We start from the raw sequence: 18,058 nt of genomic DNA on the forward strand, positions 1-18,058 counted from the left end.
ACAAAAAGAAATAGAGTTGCTAAGAAAAACTCTTGAAGAACACGGATTATTAAAACCTTATAAGTAATTGCATCATGAAAAAAGTTTTTTATCTCTGTTGCTTGATGTTTTTATCTATAAAAGGCATTGCACAATACACTGAAGATCCTAATTTCGATGCTGTTATTAATGACAACTTTGACGTAAGTCCAAGGTACTGGGATAACAGCTATTCAGACAGTGAATATATTTGGAAAGCATATTTTGCAGCTACAGGCATAACACACGGGAATAGTGAACATCAAGTTTACCAAAGATCACATGCTGTATTTGATACAATAAATGATATGATGTTATTAGTAGCCGATTATGTAAGTGACACTGATCTGGGTTGCGATGATGTCGAAGTCCCTACAGGCATTTATTGTAATATTTCTAACAATTACAGTATCCGATATTTTTCCGGAGCAATAGAATCTATTCAAAAAAGTTTTCTATACGGATATTTTGAGATACGATGCAAACTTCCGGTTCACAGAGGTGCATTCCCAGCATTTTGGCTTTGGGGAGGAAATAACACAACAGATCCACATTATGAAGAAATTGATATTTTTGAATATTCATGGAATATTACGAAGCCAGGATATAATCATTATAGCCATGGATTAGGTGATACTCGTTGCATAACTGCTGGAATGTATTATAATACAAATGGAAGTTATAATAATAATAGTAGTATAGCTAGAATTCTTACCAGAGTTTCCAACAACAAGCCAAGTATGAATCAATGGAATACTTTTGGATGTTTGTGGATGCCAGATAAAGTAATATGGTATCTTAACGGAGAAGAGTTTAACTCATATTATGTGCGCGACAGTATCCCTCATCATCCTTTGTACTTAATGGCAAATTACGCAATTGATAATTTTATAATGACAATAGACGAAAATCATGATACTACATTTTACATCTACAATGACATAATGTATATCGATTACATAAAGGCATACGAACCAATATGGGATTGCGACAACTGTGTATTTATTGAAAATCAATACCAATTGGATAATTATGAACATGGAATTAAACGTTCGGTGACAATATCAAATAATGACAGTATTCCTCTTTTAATAGATGCTTCAGATAAAAAAAGTATAATGGCATCGGAATATGTATTAATTGAAGGTCCTTTTCATGTAAATTCAAGAGCGAATTTTTCTATTATGATACATAATTGTTCAGAAAATAACATTCAATCTTCAACAAATTAAAAAATAAATTATGAAAACCAAGACTTTACTTTTAATGAGTTTGTTCCTGCTTTTATTGCAGACAAATATCTTTGCTCAAAACAATGGAGAAATTATCTATACTAATTTTGAACCTGATTCAATAATTGATCTTACTCCTATGGGAAATGATGTTTTTTTTGACATTAATAATGACGGACAATATGAAATTAAATTTTCATGGTTTTTCCATAGTGCAGTGGCTGATATATTGCATTCAATAAGTACCATGTCAAAAAAAATGCTGCTAACATTAATGGATACCATTGGTCAAGATATCTCTTCTCAAGAAACATGGCGTATAAGTTATGATGATACTTGGGATTTTCCTGTGGAACCAGCTGCAAATCACCTTATAGGATTTCGTCAAGAGATCGATGAAGAATATTATTATGGCTGGATTTCATATACAAGAATTAACAAAAAACACGAAGATTACCTTGTATTACACGATATGGCTTTCTGTACAATTCCAAATTATCCGCTAAAGTTCGGGCAAAATAGTTTTATCGGCATAAACGAAATTGATGCTCCATCTACTTCAGTAAATGCCTTTTACAACAATGTCACCGGTACACTAAAAGTAAAATCTGATATGGAAATCAACAACATTGAAGTAATAGATGTTTTGGGAAGGACTCTTTACAGAAAAGTCAACATGGCTTCCGACAGTTTTGAAGCCGACTTGTCCGGTTTTACAAACGGTATTTATATCGTCAGAGCTGTTCTTTCTGATAAAACGGCAACAAGCACCAAATTTGTCATATATGGATCTAAATAGCTTCTTACTTGTTTTTTAAATCGGAATAATCAACAACACAAATACACTGAACACATGGCAGTTTAAATTCTTACCGAATTATTCAGCTAATAAAACAGATATTGCATATACAGTTTTTATCGTTTGTCTGCGCAAAGTCATGGAACTATCGAGCAAAATATAAATTACATCGACATTTAATTCACATACGGTTCGACATTTCTCGAATCCAAATGATTTTTGCCGTATAACTTTATTTTATATAAAAATGCAGTTTTTGATCAAATCAATTTTTCTTTTTTTATTTTTTCTCATTTCCGGAACAAAAACCTTTCTATCAAACATGACAACATACATCATTCGACTTAATGTAAAAAATGACAGATGTTGTGATTTCCAATCAAAAAAATTGTAACTTTGCATGATAAAAAATTCAATATGAAAGAAATAGTTTTAAGTGGCATAAGACCAACAGGACAATTGCATCTCGGCAATTATTTCGGTGCGGTGAAGAACTTCATCAAATTGCAAGACATATATAATTGTTATTTTTTTATTGCCGATTATCATTCTCTTACGACACACCCTCATCCTGATGACCTTCATGGCAAGGTAAAACAGATTTTGGTCGAATACCTTGCTGCCGGTCTTGACCCGGAAAAATCCACATTATACGTACAGAGCGATGTACCGGAAGTGCTGGAGCTTTATCTCTTTCTGAACATGAACGCATATCTCGGAGAATTGGAGCGTGTCACCACATTTAAGGAAAAAGCAAGAAAACAACCCGACAATGTCAATGCAGGACTACTCACCTATCCTACCCTTATGGCAGCTGACATATTGATACACAAGTCTAACTATGTGCCTGTAGGCAAAGATCAGGAACAAAACATGGAAAAAGCGCGTGATTTTGCAAACAGGTTCAATTTTATTTATCAGACAGAATATTTCCCTTTGCCTCAAGCTTTTAATTTCGGCAATGAACTTGTCAAAGTGCCCGGACTCAACGGCACCGGCAAAATGGGTAAATCGGAAGGCGAGGGCAATGCCATCTTCCTTGCTGAAGAAGAGAGTTCCATACGCAAAAAAGTGATGCGTGCCGTCACCGACAGCGGTCCTACCATGCCCAATCAGGAGAAACCGGAAGCCATACAAAATCTGTTTACACTTATGAATATAGTATCCAAACCTGAGACAGTACAGTATTTCGACGAATGCTATAACAACTGCAGCATACGTTACGGTGACATGAAAAAACAGTTGGCAGAAGACATAATAAACTTCACCCGTCCAATACGCGAACGTATCAACGAATTGAACAGTGACGATACCTATATTAATAAGGTGGCACGCATGGGTGCCGAAAAAGCACGGGAGAGCGCAAGCAAAACCATCAAAGAGGTACGCGAGATAATAGGATTCCGCCATTTCTAACAGAATACGCAATGCCAGAATATATAAATCACGAGCCTCAGCCGGAACGCGCCGTGTTGGTGGCAGTATCTACACGAGAACAAAGCAAGGAACGTACCGATGAATACCTTGACGAATTGGCATTTCTGCTCGAAACAGCAGGAGGCATCCCCGTCACCCGCTTCATCCAGCAACTCGACCATCCTAACAGCGTGACATACGTGGGTGCCGGTAAATTGGAAGAGATACGGGACTATGTCAAGGCAGAAAATATCGACATGGCTATATTCGACGACGAACTCGGCGCTACACAGATACGTAACATCGAGAAAGAACTCGAATGCAAGATTCTGGACCGTACCAATCTCATTTTAGACATCTTCGCTAAAAACGCACGCACGGCATTCGCAAAGACACAAGTGGAACTTGCTCAGTATCAATACATGTTACCGCGTCTGACAAGAATGTGGACTCACTTGGAACGCCAACGCGGAGGTATAGGATTAAGAGGTCCGGGAGAAACAGAAATAGAGACTGACCGCCGTATAATACGCGACAAGATATCCAAACTGAAAGAAAAACTCAAAGATATTGACATGCAACAGTCGGTGCAGCGTAAAAACAGAGGTCAACTCGTTCGTGTCGCCCTCGTGGGTTATACCAACGTAGGTAAATCTACTATAATGAATCTCTTGAGCAAGTCTGACGTCCTTGCAGAAAACAAACTTTTCGCCACTCTCGACACCACGGTACGAAAAGTGGTGGTCGATAACTTGCCATTCCTGTTGTCCGACACAGTGGGATTTATCAGAAAACTACCTACCCAACTCGTAGAGTCGTTTAAATCCACTTTAGACGAAGTTAGAGAATCCGACATATTGTTACACGTCGTCGATATATCACACCCTGACTTCGAATCACAAATAGAGACCGTCAACAAGACACTGTCCGAGATAGGTGCAGGCGACAAAAAAGTCATCATGGTATTCAATAAAATAGACGCCTATTCTTATCTGCCTAAAGATGCCGATGACCTCTCACCTACAGGGAAAATCAATTATTCTCTCAACGACTGGAGAAAAACATGGATGGCAAAAGATACTCCGTGTATCTTCATCTCTGCTATCAACAAAGACAACTATCAAGAGTTCAGAACCTTGTTGTACAATGAGATAAAAGATATGCACGCCATACGATTCCCATACGACAATTTCCTGTACTGACATGTATATAAACACACATTCACATATTTACGACAAAGCTTTCGACGACGACAGGGAGGTCGTTCTTCAACGCGCTGTCGATGCAGGCATTACCATGTTGATTGTTCCCAACAATGATCTTGGGAGCATCAAACCTTTGCATGAATTTTATGAAAAACATCAGGATTATTGCAAAGTGATGATGGGACTGCACCCTGAAGAGATAAAAGACGACTATAAAAAAAGTCTTTCAATAATAGAAAAAGAGTTGGAACAGGATATTTGGACAGGAGTAGGAGAAATAGGTCTTGATTACTATTGGGACAGGACATACGAGAAACAACAGGTCGATGCCTTTGTTCAACAGTTGCGCTGGGCAAAACAACTCGGATTGCCGGTATCCATACACAACAGAGAATCTTTCGACACTTTGATAAAAGTATTGGAACATGAACAAGACGGAAATTTAAGAGGAGTGATGCACTGTTTCAGCGGAAATATCGAACAGGCATACATCGCAATGAAACTCGGCATGTATCTCGGATTCGGAGGCGTGGTAACTTATAAAAACAGCAAATTGAGAGATGTGATAGAACAGATACCGACAGACAGGATATTGTTGGAGACCGACGACCCCTATCTGCCGCCCGTGCCATACAGAGGACAGCGCAATGAACCAGCTTACATGATAAAAGTCGCTGAAAAAATCGCTGAGTTTAAAGGTATCGATATAAAGAAAATAGAAGAAATAACGACAAAAAATGCCAATAATCTTTTTAAATTATAAATCATGACTATAGGAGAAAGACCATCAATATTGATATTATATACCGGAGGCACCATCGGCATGATGGCTGACCCCAAAACAGGAAGTCTCGTCCCTTTCGACTTCGGCAATGTATATGTACATCTGCCTGTACTTCGCAATTTAGATTATCTGATAGATTTCTTCTCTTTCGATAATCTCATCGACTCTTCCAACATGACGCCTGAGTTTTGGATTTCCTTGACAGAAAAGATAGAAGAAAATTATGAGAATTACGACGGGTTCGTAGTACTTCACGGATCCGATACCATGGCTTACAGTGCATCAGCATTGAGTTTCATGTTGGAAAACCTCAACAAACCCGTTGTCTTCACCGGGTCACAGTTACCTATGGGCATGATACGCAGCGACGGAAGAGAAAACTTCATCGCCTCAATAGAGATAGCAGCAGCCAAAACAGATAACACTCCCATAGTTCCTGAAGTATGTGTTTTCTTTGAAAACCAACTGCTCAGAGGCAACAGAACGACAAAATACAACGCAGAACACTTCAATGCCTTTGTTTCAGGCAATTATCCTCCGTTGGCAGATGTAGGGGTACGTATCAAATATAATCAAGAATACATCAACAAACCCAACTTCAAAAAACTCAAAACTCACAAGAAATTGGATAATAATGTAGCCATATTGAAATTATTTCCGGGTATAAATCGCAATGTTGTACATCAAACCTTGCAAATAAAAAATTTAAAAGGGTTGATATTGGAGACCTATGGTTCAGGCAATGCACCTACAGCACCATGGTTCTTGGAAGAATTGAAAGATGCTATCGACAAAGGATTGTTGATTCTCAATGTGACACAATGCAAATCCGGTTCCGTAGAGATGGGTAGATACGAGACGAGTTTGGATCTCAACAGAATAGGAGTTATAAGCGGACATGACATCACCACAGAGTCGGCATTGGCGAAAATGATGTACCTCATTGGAGAAAACTATCCAACGGACAAGATAAAACAATTGTTGCAAATACCGATACGCGGAGAAATGACTATACAATAATTATCAAAAAATTGCGATATATCTTAATAAGATAGAAGCAAGAAAAGGGGAAAAAGGTCATGATGACAATGTGTTCAAAAAAAAGACAGTGTTTATTTCAACAAATATACCAAAAAAGACATATAAGAAACAGTGTCAATGTTATTGATATATGTGTATTTAGGTATATATGGGACAATTATTTTCAAAAAAAATCACAATGTTGAAAAAATGTTGCAGTTTTTAAAGAAAATTTATGTAATTTTGACACGATTTTTTTAAACTGCAAAATCGGAGAGGGAGAGATGTCCGAGTGGTTTAAGGAGCACGCCTGGAAAGTGTGTATACTCCAAAAGGGTATCGCGGGTTCGAATCCCGCTCTCTCCGCAAAAAGTCAGATATTAACAATAGAATTGAATATTAACAGATTGAATAAATAATTAATTAAAAAAGAGAACAAATTAAAAAGTAGTAATCAACATTTCCAACTATGAAAAAATTATTTGCTTTACTCACCGTTGCCGGATTATTGACATTTGGAACCGGTAACATGGCTCTCGCAAACGTCGAGATTGAACAACAAGATGAGACTGCTGTACAAGTTGAAGAAACTGTAACAACAGTTGATGAAGAAACAACAACTACGTTCCATGAAGTATTGAAGAAACAATTTATAGATGGTGGTTGGGGTTTCATGAGTATTATATTAGTAGTTTTGGTATTTGGTCTTGCAGTATGTATTGAAAGAATCATTTACCTCACATTAAGTACAACCAACACGAAAAAACTGCTTGCACAATTTGAAGAAACTTTGAACAAAGGTGGCATCGAAAAAGCAAAAGATTTGTTGCGTAATACCCGTGGTCCTATAGCAAGTATATTCTATCAAGGACTTATGCGTTACAATGACGGACTCGACGAAGTTGAGAAGTCAGTCATTTCATACGGTGGTGTTATGACAGGTAACCTCAACAGTGGAACCAGTTGGATTACATTAGGCATTGCATTAGGACCTATGTTGGGATTCTTCGGTACTGTTATCGGTATGGTACAAGCTTTCGACGACATCGCTGCTGCAGGCGACATCAGCCCTACAATCGTTGCATCAGGTATGAAAGTGGCTTTGTTGACAACCGTTCTCGGTTTGATCGTAGCTATGATTCTCCAAATCATCTACAACTTCATCCTTAATAAGATTGAAGGTATAGTAAATGACATGGAAGACAGCACAATTACTTACATGGATATTTTGAATGCTTACAGCAAAAAACACTAATCTGAACAACAATGAAAGATAAATTATTTGACATTTGCAAATACATATTGATGGGACTCATGGGTCTTATCGTGTTGTTTATGATTTTGACACTTGTCAAAGGACAGGACGGCACCGATATGGAAATGAAGTTCACATATGTATTTATCATCATAGCTGCATTGGCGATGATATTGTCGCCAATCTATGGAATGATTATAAACCCGAAGTCCATTAAAGGTGTTTTAATAGCTATTGGTTTGGCAGTAGTGGTAGCTCTGTTGGCTCTTCTTCTCTCAAGAGGTTCTACATTACCTGCTGAATATCTCGAGGGCATGAATATCACTCCAAAAATCGAAAGCTTTGTCGATTGGGCTATAATGTGCGTTTATATCTTGGTTGGCGCTACAATAGCTTCAATTATATTTTCTTCAGTGTGGAAACTTATAAAATAAGAGATTATCAATATGGCAAAAAGTAAAAAGAAAGTACCGGAAATCAATGCTAGTTCAATGGCCGATATATCTTTTTTGCTATTGATATTCTTCCTAGTCACCACTACGATGGACACCGACAGCGGTATTACCCGTCGTCTTCCTCCACCGATAGAAAACGAGATGGACATCAAAGTTAAAGAAAGAAACATCCTTAACGTTATGATTAACAAGTATGATAAACTCATGGTCAACAATAAACCAGGTGATTTGGCTACATTGAAAGATGAGACCAAGAGATTCATCACACCTAATCCTAACGATGAGAAGGCTCCGGAAATCGAAATGAAAGAAATAGAACTCCTTGGTACTATCATGACCAACAAAGGCCTTGTCTCTTTGAAAAACGACCGCGGAACTTCTTATAAGATGTATATCAGCGTCCAAAATGAACTCGCTCGTGCTTTCAATGAGCTTAGAGACGAAATGTCTATGAAATATTTCGGACAACATTATAACGACTTGACTGATAAAGACAAGATTGAAGCTATCAATAAGGCTATTCCTGTCCGTATCAGTGAGGCAGAACCGGAAGAAATCAAATAACATAGGAGGTGTATTATGGCAAGATTTAGATCTAATGATAAAAAAGAAGTTCCTGCAATCAGTACAGGGTCAATGCCCGATATCATCTTCATGCTTATTTTCTTCTTTATGGTGACAACCTCTATGCGTGAAGTGACATTGAAAGTAAAAATGAGATTGCCGGAGGCAACAGAAGTACAAAAATTAGAGAAAAAATCATTGGTGAGTTTTATTTATATCGGACCTCCTACCAATACAAAACTCTATGGTACTGAAGCACGTCTCCAACTTGACGACCAATATGCAAGAGTAGAAGATGTTATAACTTTCATCGAAAGAGAACGTCAGGCTCGTAACGAAGCAGACCGTCCTTTGCTTACTACTTCTCTCAAAATACATGAAGAAGTAAGAATGGGCCTCGTAACAGACGTAAAACAAGAGCTTCGTAAATGCGGCGCCTTCCGTATCAACTACTCGGTACGTAAAGGTGAAAAGAAATAAAATTTAATATGACTTCATGAAAAAGCAGCTATTAATGGCTGCTTTTTTATTGCTTTACATCATTGAATTACTCTTTGCGAAACATTTTTAATAATTATTCGGATTCCTATGAAATCCAATATGTCTCTACACATAGAATTGCCATAATATAAAGTCTCTACAATATCTTTTGAAGTGACTAATCTCATATATAAATCCTTCTAACTATTTTATTTAGAAGCAATGTAAATGTTTATGCAATTCAAATCTTACTCATAATGAAAAAATTTGACAATCAATATTTATGATAAAAATATAACATGACAATAATTATTGACTTAAAAATATAATAAAACCTTACTTTATACGTTATTTGCCATTATATTCATTATCATGAAAAGACCTACCCTGCTGTTTCTTGCCTTAATCATATCATTGACATCATGTAACAACAAAAAAGACAATAATATCAGAACATCAATACTCCAACAGATTGTCGTGTACCCAAAATCGACTTTGTGTGACATTTACAAAAGTTTCTTTCAAGACCGTTTCGGACCCGGACATCTCATCTCCGATACAACTATTGCCGGCTTATATCTGAGAAAAGAATTATCAACCATGACCGAAAGCCTCACTCCCGATTACGAACCTACAGGTTGTGAAGGCAACTTTTACAGAGTCAACCTCTCGGTTATTAAAGAAGGCAAAGTACCTTATGAAGTGTATTTCAATACTTTTGTAAAAAGCGTCTCTGATATTGAAACCACTCCAATAAAGAAATGGAAAACAGAATGGCAACATATAATTACAATAATTGACGAGATGTCTCTAGATTTACATAACTACGAAAACGACAAAATACTGATAGACTCCATTTTGAAAGAAGGCAAGTATGTGATACATCACAGCCGTGAATATAATAATGCATACAAGCCACATTACCGTATCATGAAAAAATCTTTATTCGAAAACGAGATATTACCACTGCTAAATGACAATAAATATTAATCCGACACAAGTGTGCATAATGTGTTTCAAAATAATCTTAACCATATCATATTGATACTTACACGAAATTATTATCCACAAGACTTAACACAATAAGGAAATTATTGTCAACCAATAAGAATAGTTAATATAAAATGTATTTCCAAACAACCACTTATAAAGCATATTTAGACAAATAAAAAAACATAAAACATTCAAGATTCCAATGTTCAAAACGGATGATATCGAAAAATTCGAACCAAAAACCTCATGCCTTTAATCTAAAAAATAATAATAAAAGTAGAATTTTCTTCATAGAATAACGCTTTGAATTAAATCCATTTTCGACTTATTGAAACGTTAATTGAATCACATTATGTCAATTAAATTCAACAATCTTTGTGTATGACCAGAAATAAGATATACGAAAAGAGGCTACCTAACTTTTAATTGTCAGGCAGCCTCTAGAACCCAAAACCAAAATTTATGAAACCTTACCACTAACGTTATGATGTAAACATCATACGCTAATTGGTAATGCAAATATAGTAATTTTTCTCAAACAACCTTAAAAAAGATTTAGATTTAAACTTTTTTAATTAAAAAAATAGTTAATTTTTTTTAAAAATTATAATTCATAGTATCATAAAACTTGCGTTATAACAATTCCAATACTTATTTTTGTTAAAAATTATTGTTTATGAATACTGAAAATAAAATATCTAAAGATGAGATTATTGTAAATATTATACATGAACTTAAAACACCCATTACAACGATATATCTTGTATCACAAACTCTTAGAAATAATTTTGATGATATTGGAGAAATCAATTATTTCGATATCATTGATGAAGAATGTTCGACTATGAGTAATCTACTTGACAGATTGATAATGTTAAATAAAATAGAAGATCCTAAGATTCAATTCGATAACAACATTAATATACACGATGTTTTGACTGTAGCTGTCAATTCCATGAAAGCGACTTTAAAAGGTAAAAAAGGTATTTTGACAGAATATTACAGGGCTGAACATTTTATTGTAAAAGGCAATGGCGACCTTTTGATTTCTGCCTTTCGTAACATTATCCAAAATTCAATTATTTATTGTAATACCGTTCCGGAAATTACAATAACCACATATAATGAAAACAATGATATCGTATTGCTATTTTCGGATAATGGAATCGGAATAGAAGAGAAATATTATGATAAGGTTTTTGATAAATACTATAAAATACCGGACAAAAAACATGTCGATGGAACAGGACTTGGACTTTACTACGTAAATAAGAACATAAGGCGATTAGGTGGCTCTGTTGTGATTAATAGTTGTGTTGGCAAGGGTACGACTTTAAAGATAACTCTGCCGATTTGTTTAACTAAAATTTAGCCATTATGAAAAGTACGATTAAAATCATGTTAGTGGAAGACGACAAAAATCTGTCACTTATTTTAAAGGCTTTTTTAACAACGAAAGGCTATCATACCATCTTGTGTTTAAATGGTAATGAAGCGTTGGAACATTTCAACAAAGAGAGATATGACTTTATGATTGTTGATATCATGATTCCAGGATTGGATGGCTTTTCATTGGTTAAAGAAGTGAGAAAAACCAATTCAGAAATTCCCATTGTGTTCCTGACAGCCAAATCATTGCAATCTGATATAAAAAAAGGATTTGATTTGGGTGCTGACGATTACATCATCAAACCTTTCAATATGGATGAGTTGATATTGCGTATCGAAGCTATTAACAGAAGAACAAAGGACTGTAATTGTAAACATCACATTATCAAAATCTCTTCGTTTACATTGGACAGTATAAGACATGTCTTGATAAGAAATGGCGTTGAACGCAAGCTTACTTCTCGTGAATTGGAACTGTTATTCCTACTATGTGAACATATTAACAGAGTGGTAGAACGTTCTGTGGCTCTCAAAAGAATATGGAATCAAGATAATTATTTCAATGCAAGGAATATGGATGTTTACATTGGGAAGATACGAAAGATATTAAGTGAGGACCCCAATGTGGAGTTGCAAAATATACATGGCATAGGCTATAAACTCATAGTCAAAGATTGTCAGAATAAAGTTGTAGAATGACGTTTTTTATATTCTGCCATAGGGAATGACAATTCTTCAGACCATTCTATATAAGTGATATTGACAGATGCAGGAGATAATTCCATGCTATTGTCTTTAAGTATCTTCCATAATTGGTCTGATGATACCCCTTTATCAGTATTGGTAAGAACTATCAAAGTCCGGTCGTGGATATTGTCCCGCAAAAAGAAAGAACGATAACCTTTCCACCAACCGTAATGATAGATACACCCCTTGTATTTTGCAGATATACGCCAGCCGAAACCGTAGTTGTCTTTTCTTTTTGAATAGTTGGGACTACCAGGAATGTATGCCTCTTCCTGTATGGAATCCGGAACAAGCAAGCCATATTGAGATGCTATCCAGAAACGGTACATGTCGTCAGCATCCGAGAACATGATCTTATCGCCTTTGACACCGTTAAGATATTCATTCTGAGCCTGTCTTGGTCTTCCTCTTCCTATATAATATCCTTGAACACCCTTCTCAATATATGTAGGGACGAGTGTATCTTCACGCATGGCATAGATGTATGACTCCTTCATACCAAGCGGAACAAATATTTTATTCAACATGTAATCTTCAAATGGCATGCCTGTAACTCTTTCAACCACAGATGCCAAAAGTGCATAGTTTACATTACAATAATGAAACATCTTATCGGGTTTGGAATATGGTGTTGGCTTGTATTTGACATAATATTCAATCATGTCTTCATTAAAAAAAGGCTTTTTCCTATCAGGCCAATATTTATCAGCCAACGATTCATAACGTGACAACCCGGACCTGTGATTCAACAACATTCGTATAGTGATGCCTTCATACGGAAACTCCGGTATATAAGTCCTCAAATCCATATCATAATCAATAAGTTTCTGATGTTTAAGTATCATTATGGCTTCAGCAGTAAACATCTTGGATAATGAACTCAGTTGAAATGAATCATTGATCTTTAAACTGTCACGACGCAGGCGAAGATCTCGAAATCCAAAAGCTTTTTCATAGATGACTCTTCCTTTTTCTGCAAACAACACTGTGCCATTGAAACCGGTACGTTTTTGAAGATTCTTGAATATTTTGTCAATGTCATTATATTTCTTTCTTATTTTATATTCATCTACGTCCTTGACAATATCATCGATATTAACATCAGGAATCTTGACATATTTTTTTAATTCTGTTTTGCTTTCTTCTTTATTGTTGCATGATACAACCCCAAAAAACGTAATAAATAAAAAAACAATATATATAATCTTGACTTTCATCAATTCCTCACAGTAATAAATAAAATTGTCTAATTAATCAAAAATAACAAAAAACATAACGCAGATTATTTGGTTTATTGCATGCCACATTCCAAAGTTTCAATTTTTTCATATCATGATTTTACAATATAATATTGACAACAACCATTATAAATCATTATCAAGTCTCCAATTTTTATATGGATTGAGCAGCAGTTGAGAATTATAATATTTGATATCGCCTGTAACTTCTTTTCCAAACCATTGGGGAATGACAAGTACATAGTCAGACGCCGGCAATTCAACCTCTGCCATAACAAGCCCGTCATTGTCACCGTGAAACTCATCAACTTCAATGACAACATCTTTGTATTCAATAAGATAACGTGTCTTATCTATTACTTTGCTGCACAACCCGATTAACTCTTTGGCCTCACTTTCCGATATTTCCTTATTCCATTCGTAACGACAAAGACCTTTTTCATCGGATCTACCTTTTATAGTAATAAACCCCTTATTGCCACATAAACGAATCCTTACAGTACAGTTCTCATCAATAGATGGATATGCCTGTAAGATATGATATGACTTATAAGCCAATGACTTATAATTATAATTGTTAATCAAAAACTTACGTTCTATCTCCATTATTTTCATTTTTTTTCAAAGATACAAAATTATTATGGCATCCAACCATACATACGTTTTCTATGGATTGAATTTAGTATCTTTGCAAAAAATGTTGATATGAAAAATGTCTTTTCTGAAAATATGAAGATGGCTGACTTGGTATGCCACAACAGCAAGTTGTTATCTGTTTTGTCGCGTTTTGAAATAAATCTCGGTTTCGGAGATCGTAGTGTCGGAGAAGTTTGTAATATGTATAATGTTGACAAACAATTCTTTCTTTTGATATGCAATGTTTATTGTGATGAAGACTTTACTCCTCATTATGAAGATCTGAAATGTGTCAACATAGACTCCATGATAAAATATTTGCATATATCTCACAATTATTATTTACATGAACGTCTTCCACACATCGAGGAACATTTCAACCGCATAATAGAAGCATGTCCTTCCAAATATGCCATTCCATTAAAACGTTTTTTCGATGAGTATAAAAATGAAGTCGCCACACATTTCGAGTATGAAGAGACTGTTGTTTTCCCTTATCTTAAAGCATTGGAAGACAAGACTTCCGGCATTTTGGGTTATAATATAGGAGAGTTTAAAGGTACTCACAGCAGTATTATTGAAGACAATCTCAACGACTTGCTCAATATACTCGTGAAATATCTGCCTGCCGAAATTTTTCCTAAGGAACGTATAGAAATATCAATGGATATCATTGAATTATCTGCCGATATTGTCAGTCACGCCATGATAGAGGACAGGATTTTGATTCCTTTTGTTGAACATTTAGAACTTAAAAACGATGAAAGCAGATAACAAAATCATAATAGTTGAGCCTTCATATCTCCTTTCATCCGGTCTCGCTCATTGTTTCGATGACTCTCAAAATCTTACTGTCACAGTTCAACTCGACTCTGTAGAGCGTTTGCATGAGAAACTATATATCAACAATCCGGACATACTGATAATAAATCCATTATTACTTTTGTATTCTGATGTTATCTCTTTACGACAGATAATTCATGACTTCCCGAATATGATTTGCATGGCGCTCGTAAGTTCTTATGTGGATAGGAATGTATTGAAACAATATAATGATGTGATTGAACTTAATGACGGAAAACAGAAAGTCATTTCCAAGATATATGCTTCGTTGAATGACTCCGGCAGCAATGCCTCTCAAACTGAAAACATTGAATTGTCGAATCGTGAAACGGATGTACTTGTCGCTATTGCCAAAGGGTTGACAAACAAAGAGATATCGGAACAACTTTTTATTTCTGTACATACAGTCATCACTCATCGTAAAAACATTATCAAGAAAACGGGAATAAAATCTGTTTCAGGTCTTACCGTTTATGCCTTGTTAAACAATTTGATAGATGAATCTGAAGTAAACAAATGACTTGTTTATAATGTTAATGCCAATATTGTACTAAATGTGTAAACTATCGATTCCAATGATGCCATAACCAACAATTTGTTAAGTTCCTCTTTTTCAGCTTTGACGAATCTAAGATTCACAAAGGTAACATATATAACAAAAGGAATAAACCCAACAATACTGTTTTTTATTTCCACTCTGTCGCTCAATAGCCAAAATGTCAATAATGTCACGATGTAAGGAATCATGACAAAAATAAATTTCGCAGGTTTCCTGCCAAACAGCAACACTGTTGTTTTTTTGTTGTTCATTGCGTCCTGTTCCATGTCGCGATAATTGTTTACAATAAGCAACTCATTAATTATAAGACCTAATAGCAATCCTTCCAACAAGATTCTATAATTAAAAGTTTCTGTCAATATATAAAACGTAAAAGAAACGGGAATAATGCCGAAGAACACAATCACAGCAATATCACCGAGATAATGATAAGAAAACGGGAAAGGTCCTGAAGAATACGCTATTGCAGAAATTATTATAATGATACCTGGAATTAACAACCACCAGCCACCCCACCATATAAGAGGAAGTCCTGTAAAAAAAGCAAGAATGGCACATAACACGGTTGCATAGTATATGGCGCGGGGAGAAATAAGACCCGATGACGTCATTCGAGGAGGTCCAATACGGTTTTTGTCGCTCCCATTAATGAAATCTGCATAATCGTTGGCGAGATTTGACGTTATCTGGGCAAGTATGGCAAATACAAGGCACAAGCATGCCGGCAGCCACTCTATATCAGTAACCTGCATTGCTGCTGCAGTTGCCAACATCACCGATGAAATGGAAACGAACAGCGTCTGCGGTCTTATGGCTTTTATCCAACATAATAATTTACTCATCGTTCTGAATTGTTAAGATTTTCGTCCGCTGAACATACGACATAAACCTAAAGACAATGCCTTTTGTCTCACCTCTTCAAACCCGCATTGTATCATGATGTTCATAAACTCTTTAGGAGCGTAAAAGTTATTGACAGAATCTGGAAGATAGTGATACGCATAGTTGTTTCCTGATATGATTTTGCCAATGAAAGGCGTTATGTTCTTGAAATACAGATTATATAAAAAACGCATGATGCTGTTGTGCGGCACCGACAACTCCAAAACTATTAAAACGCCACCTTTACTTAAAACACGCCATATCTCTTTCAAACCTGATATTATGTCTTCGAAATTACGTATCCCGAATGCCACAAGTACGGCATCTGCACTACCATCTTCAAACTCAAGATTCTCTCCATCTCCATGACATAATGTTATTTTATCAGACAATCCGAGAGAATCAACCTTTTTTCTGCCTACGGCAAGCATACCCTCGGAAATATCTATACCAACAATATTGTTTACTCCACATTTTGCAAGCGCAATTGAAGAGTCGGCAGTACCGCAGGAAATGTCAAGTGTCATCCCGGGTTGCGTCGATTCAATATACCTGGCTGCCTTGCGTCTCCACACATTGTCTATCCCTAACGACAAGATGTGATTTAATTTGTCGTATGTCGGAGCAATGTCGTCGAACATTGCCTTTATATTAGCTTTTTCCGCCATAATACCGTTTTAACAATAACGACATTTCGTTTCAAATGTTGTTTTTGTGTTTCTTAATAAGTTTTTATGACAAAAATGACAAAAATTTATCAAAATTATATGTTAAAACATGACAAAATGTCATAAAAATTATTGTGACATAAAAATAAACACAAAGATAACAATATTATAATCATTTAATAATCAATAATATACATAAAATATACAAATATTTTAAATTAAATGGAATGGAATTTGAATAAACATAAGTGTCCGGCTGAAAAGCCAAATAAGGACAAAAAAAGAAAAAACGACAAAAACAACAAAAATAGGAGACCAAAAAAATGTTACTAACAAAAAGAACACAAGATTTTTTCCCGACACTGTTCAATGATTTATTCGATTGGAATTACGGGACGACAAAGATTGCAAATGCACCTCAGATGAACATCATTGAGAATGACGATGAATTCAAAATGGAGTTGAGTGTTCCGGGTTTGGCAAAAGAAGACCTTGTAATCAATATCGACGAAGACAAAAACCTCGTCATTGAAATGATAAAGAAAAACAAGGTAGAAGAGAAAGACAAGAATCAACGTTATTTGAGACGCGAGTTTACTTCTTCACAATTCAAAGAGATTTTGGCATTGCCTGACAGTGTAAACCTGGAAGGTATCACAGCAAAAGTCGAAAACGGCGTGTTGGAAGTCGTCTTGCCGAAAATCAAACCCGAAGAGAAGGCAAAAATGTCAAAATGCATTGAGATAAAATAATACAACCAGTAAGACTTTTAAATTTTGGCGGGGCTGTTTGACAGTCCCGCTTTTTTTGTTGAATTAAATTGCTTTATCTAACTTTATTATGTATATTTGCAAAATCAATCTCAATCATAAAAA

Annotated in this window: 20 protein-coding genes and 1 tRNA gene; 17 read left to right on the plus strand and 4 right to left on the minus strand. The window is 35.6% G+C overall.

The annotated features are described in order from the left end of the window. The first annotated feature begins 74 nt into the window (after nucleotides 1-74). The 14 genes from ACZOVS_RS09110 (at nucleotide 75) to ACZOVS_RS09175 (ending at nucleotide 12,309) form a co-directional block, all read left to right on the plus strand. Complete coding sequence (locus ACZOVS_RS09110; RefSeq protein WP_483996917.1) at nucleotides 75-1,250, plus strand: glycoside hydrolase family 16 protein; 1,176 nt, start codon at nucleotides 75-77, stop codon at nucleotides 1,248-1,250. 10 nt (nucleotides 1,251-1,260) lie between these two features. Next, a complete protein-coding gene (locus ACZOVS_RS09115; RefSeq protein WP_483996918.1) occupies nucleotides 1,261-2,049 on the plus strand; it encodes a T9SS type A sorting domain-containing protein in 789 nt (262 codons plus the stop codon). 417 nt (nucleotides 2,050-2,466) lie between these two features. Next, entirely contained in the window at nucleotides 2,467-3,465 is a 999-nt protein-coding gene (gene trpS / locus ACZOVS_RS09120; RefSeq protein WP_483996919.1) for a tryptophan--tRNA ligase, read from the plus strand. A gap of 11 nt (nucleotides 3,466-3,476) precedes the next feature. Beyond that, nucleotides 3,477-4,667, plus strand: a complete 1,191-nt coding sequence (gene hflX / locus ACZOVS_RS09125; RefSeq protein ID WP_483996920.1) for a GTPase HflX — start codon at nucleotides 3,477-3,479, stop codon at nucleotides 4,665-4,667. A gap of 1 nt (nucleotide 4,668) precedes the next feature. Then, nucleotides 4,669-5,433 (plus strand): TatD family hydrolase, encoded by a 765-nt coding sequence (locus tag ACZOVS_RS09130; protein WP_483996921.1) that lies wholly within the window; start codon nucleotides 4,669-4,671, stop codon nucleotides 5,431-5,433. A 3-nt stretch (nucleotides 5,434-5,436) separates the two neighbouring features. Continuing rightward, nucleotides 5,437-6,474, plus strand: coding sequence for an asparaginase (locus ACZOVS_RS09135; RefSeq protein WP_483996922.1), 1,038 nt, complete (start codon nucleotides 5,437-5,439; stop codon nucleotides 6,472-6,474). A gap of 278 nt (nucleotides 6,475-6,752) precedes the next feature. Beyond that, nucleotides 6,753-6,840 (plus strand) — tRNA-Ser (locus ACZOVS_RS09140). Nucleotides 6,841-6,943: 103 nt separating this feature from the next. Further along, on the plus strand, nucleotides 6,944-7,729 hold the full coding sequence (locus ACZOVS_RS09145) for a MotA/TolQ/ExbB proton channel family protein (RefSeq protein WP_483996923.1): 786 nt from the start codon (nucleotides 6,944-6,946) through the stop codon (nucleotides 7,727-7,729). Between the two features lie 11 nt (nucleotides 7,730-7,740). Beyond that, on the plus strand, nucleotides 7,741-8,163 hold the full coding sequence (locus tag ACZOVS_RS09150; protein WP_483996924.1) for a hypothetical protein: 423 nt from the start codon (nucleotides 7,741-7,743) through the stop codon (nucleotides 8,161-8,163). Between the two features lie 12 nt (nucleotides 8,164-8,175). Then, the gene (locus tag ACZOVS_RS09155; protein WP_483996925.1) at nucleotides 8,176-8,748 is read left to right on the plus strand and encodes an ExbD/TolR family protein; all 573 of its coding nucleotides are present in this window, start codon (nucleotides 8,176-8,178) and stop codon (nucleotides 8,746-8,748) included. A 15-nt stretch (nucleotides 8,749-8,763) separates the two neighbouring features. Next, nucleotides 8,764-9,228: an ExbD/TolR family protein gene (locus ACZOVS_RS09160; protein ID WP_483996926.1), complete on the plus strand. Its 465-nt coding sequence runs from the start codon at nucleotides 8,764-8,766 to the stop codon at nucleotides 9,226-9,228. Nucleotides 9,229-9,600: 372 nt separating this feature from the next. Next, entirely contained in the window at nucleotides 9,601-10,218 is a 618-nt protein-coding gene (locus ACZOVS_RS09165; RefSeq protein WP_483996927.1) for a hypothetical protein, read from the plus strand. 679 nt (nucleotides 10,219-10,897) lie between these two features. Then, complete coding sequence (locus ACZOVS_RS09170; protein WP_483996928.1) at nucleotides 10,898-11,593, plus strand: sensor histidine kinase; 696 nt, start codon at nucleotides 10,898-10,900, stop codon at nucleotides 11,591-11,593. Nucleotides 11,594-11,598: 5 nt separating this feature from the next. Beyond that, nucleotides 11,599-12,309 carry a response regulator transcription factor gene (locus tag ACZOVS_RS09175; RefSeq protein WP_483996929.1) on the plus strand — a complete coding sequence of 237 codons (711 nt, stop codon included), beginning with the start codon at nucleotides 11,599-11,601 and terminating at the stop codon, nucleotides 12,307-12,309. Here the strand turns inward: ACZOVS_RS09175 and ACZOVS_RS09180 are convergent. Beyond that, the gene (locus tag ACZOVS_RS09180) at nucleotides 12,288-13,574 is read right to left on the minus strand and encodes a serine hydrolase domain-containing protein (protein ID WP_483996930.1); all 1,287 of its coding nucleotides are present in this window, start codon (nucleotides 13,572-13,574) and stop codon (nucleotides 12,288-12,290) included. The two genes, ACZOVS_RS09175 and ACZOVS_RS09180, sit on opposite strands and share 22 nt — an antisense overlap. A 147-nt stretch (nucleotides 13,575-13,721) precedes the next feature. Further along, nucleotides 13,722-14,210, minus strand: a complete 489-nt coding sequence (locus ACZOVS_RS09185; RefSeq protein ID WP_483996931.1) for a CYTH domain-containing protein — start codon at nucleotides 14,208-14,210, stop codon at nucleotides 13,722-13,724. 90 nt (nucleotides 14,211-14,300) lie between these two features. Between ACZOVS_RS09185 and ACZOVS_RS09190 the strand changes: the two genes are divergently transcribed. Continuing rightward, nucleotides 14,301-15,005: a hemerythrin domain-containing protein gene (locus tag ACZOVS_RS09190; RefSeq protein ID WP_483996932.1), complete on the plus strand. Its 705-nt coding sequence runs from the start codon at nucleotides 14,301-14,303 to the stop codon at nucleotides 15,003-15,005. After that, entirely contained in the window at nucleotides 14,992-15,594 is a 603-nt protein-coding gene (locus tag ACZOVS_RS09195) for a response regulator transcription factor (protein ID WP_483996933.1), read from the plus strand. Before ACZOVS_RS09190 ends, ACZOVS_RS09195 begins: the two co-directional genes overlap by 14 nt. Before the next feature lie 5 nt (nucleotides 15,595-15,599). Here the strand turns inward: ACZOVS_RS09195 and menA are convergent, their stop codons facing one another. Next, nucleotides 15,600-16,475 (minus strand): 1,4-dihydroxy-2-naphthoate octaprenyltransferase, encoded by an 876-nt coding sequence (menA, locus tag ACZOVS_RS09200; RefSeq protein WP_483996934.1) that lies wholly within the window; start codon nucleotides 16,473-16,475, stop codon nucleotides 15,600-15,602. 12 nt (nucleotides 16,476-16,487) lie between these two features. Then, the gene (gene ubiE / locus ACZOVS_RS09205; RefSeq protein WP_483996935.1) at nucleotides 16,488-17,183 is read right to left on the minus strand and encodes a bifunctional demethylmenaquinone methyltransferase/2-methoxy-6-polyprenyl-1,4-benzoquinol methylase UbiE; all 696 of its coding nucleotides are present in this window, start codon (nucleotides 17,181-17,183) and stop codon (nucleotides 16,488-16,490) included. 323 nt (nucleotides 17,184-17,506) lie between these two features. Between ubiE and ACZOVS_RS09210 the strand changes: the two genes are divergently transcribed. Then, nucleotides 17,507-17,935, plus strand: coding sequence for an Hsp20/alpha crystallin family protein (locus ACZOVS_RS09210; RefSeq protein ID WP_483996936.1), 429 nt, complete (start codon nucleotides 17,507-17,509; stop codon nucleotides 17,933-17,935). Nucleotides 17,936-18,058: the final 123 nt, after the last annotated feature.

This window comes from Candidatus Limimorpha avicola (assembly GCF_056978975.1).

Coding starts and splice junctions, on each gene's coding strand:
- ACZOVS_RS09110 (WP_483996917.1), top strand. CDS start 75: ATGAAAAAAGTTTTTTATCTCTGTTGCTTGATGTTTTTATCTATAAAA.
- ACZOVS_RS09115 (WP_483996918.1), top strand. CDS start 1,261: ATGAAAACCAAGACTTTACTTTTAATGAGTTTGTTCCTGCTTTTATTG.
- trpS (WP_483996919.1), top strand. CDS start 2,467: ATGAAAGAAATAGTTTTAAGTGGCATAAGACCAACAGGACAATTGCAT.
- hflX (WP_483996920.1), top strand. CDS start 3,477: ATGCCAGAATATATAAATCACGAGCCTCAGCCGGAACGCGCCGTGTTG.
- ACZOVS_RS09130 (WP_483996921.1), top strand. CDS start 4,669: ATGTATATAAACACACATTCACATATTTACGACAAAGCTTTCGACGAC.
- ACZOVS_RS09135 (WP_483996922.1), top strand. CDS start 5,437: ATGACTATAGGAGAAAGACCATCAATATTGATATTATATACCGGAGGC.
- ACZOVS_RS09145 (WP_483996923.1), top strand. CDS start 6,944: ATGAAAAAATTATTTGCTTTACTCACCGTTGCCGGATTATTGACATTT.
- ACZOVS_RS09150 (WP_483996924.1), top strand. CDS start 7,741: ATGAAAGATAAATTATTTGACATTTGCAAATACATATTGATGGGACTC.
- ACZOVS_RS09155 (WP_483996925.1), top strand. CDS start 8,176: ATGGCAAAAAGTAAAAAGAAAGTACCGGAAATCAATGCTAGTTCAATG.
- ACZOVS_RS09160 (WP_483996926.1), top strand. CDS start 8,764: ATGGCAAGATTTAGATCTAATGATAAAAAAGAAGTTCCTGCAATCAGT.
- ACZOVS_RS09165 (WP_483996927.1), top strand. CDS start 9,601: ATGAAAAGACCTACCCTGCTGTTTCTTGCCTTAATCATATCATTGACA.
- ACZOVS_RS09170 (WP_483996928.1), top strand. CDS start 10,898: ATGAATACTGAAAATAAAATATCTAAAGATGAGATTATTGTAAATATT.
- ACZOVS_RS09175 (WP_483996929.1), top strand. CDS start 11,599: ATGAAAAGTACGATTAAAATCATGTTAGTGGAAGACGACAAAAATCTG.
- ACZOVS_RS09180 (WP_483996930.1), bottom strand. CDS start 13,574: ATGAAAGTCAAGATTATATATATTGTTTTTTTATTTATTACGTTTTTT.
- ACZOVS_RS09185 (WP_483996931.1), bottom strand. CDS start 14,210: ATGAAAATAATGGAGATAGAACGTAAGTTTTTGATTAACAATTATAAT.
- ACZOVS_RS09190 (WP_483996932.1), top strand. CDS start 14,301: ATGAAAAATGTCTTTTCTGAAAATATGAAGATGGCTGACTTGGTATGC.
- ACZOVS_RS09195 (WP_483996933.1), top strand. CDS start 14,992: ATGAAAGCAGATAACAAAATCATAATAGTTGAGCCTTCATATCTCCTT.
- menA (WP_483996934.1), bottom strand. CDS start 16,475: ATGAGTAAATTATTATGTTGGATAAAAGCCATAAGACCGCAGACGCTG.
- ubiE (WP_483996935.1), bottom strand. CDS start 17,183: ATGGCGGAAAAAGCTAATATAAAGGCAATGTTCGACGACATTGCTCCG.
- ACZOVS_RS09210 (WP_483996936.1), top strand. CDS start 17,507: ATGTTACTAACAAAAAGAACACAAGATTTTTTCCCGACACTGTTCAAT.